At 61.8% G+C, this 272-nt stretch carries 1 protein-coding gene; it reads left to right on the top strand.

Going from position 1 to position 272, the window contains the following annotated elements:
- Positions 1–6 precede the first annotated feature (6 nt).
- The coding region (locus PZC42_RS21340; protein WP_277214149.1) for a hypothetical protein at positions 7–272 on the top strand (266 nt) is incomplete at its 3' end.

The raw sequence follows: 272 nt of genomic DNA, 5'->3' as shown, positions 1-272 counted from the left end.
GACGAGATGGGCACCGAGCTGGAAGCGCTGGCAGCCCGGACCATCGCCGAGCGGGGGGTACAGCTCATCGCCACAGCCCATGGCAACACTCTGGAAAACCTGGTGCTGAACCCCACTCTCTCCGACCTGGTGGGAGGTATCCAATCGGTAACCCTGGGCGACGACGAAGCGCGACGGCGCGGCACCCAGAAAACCATCCTGGAGCGTAAAGCGCCTCCTACCTTCGATGTGATTGTCGAGATACAATCCTGGGACCGAGTGGCTGTTCACGA

It is taken from the genome of Isoptericola croceus, assembly GCF_029382255.1.
GTDB classification, from domain to species: Bacteria; Actinomycetota; Actinomycetes; order Actinomycetales; family Cellulomonadaceae; genus Isoptericola; species Isoptericola croceus.
Note: the sequence above shows the minus strand (reverse complement) of the source record. Positions and strands in the feature narration are given on the sequence as shown.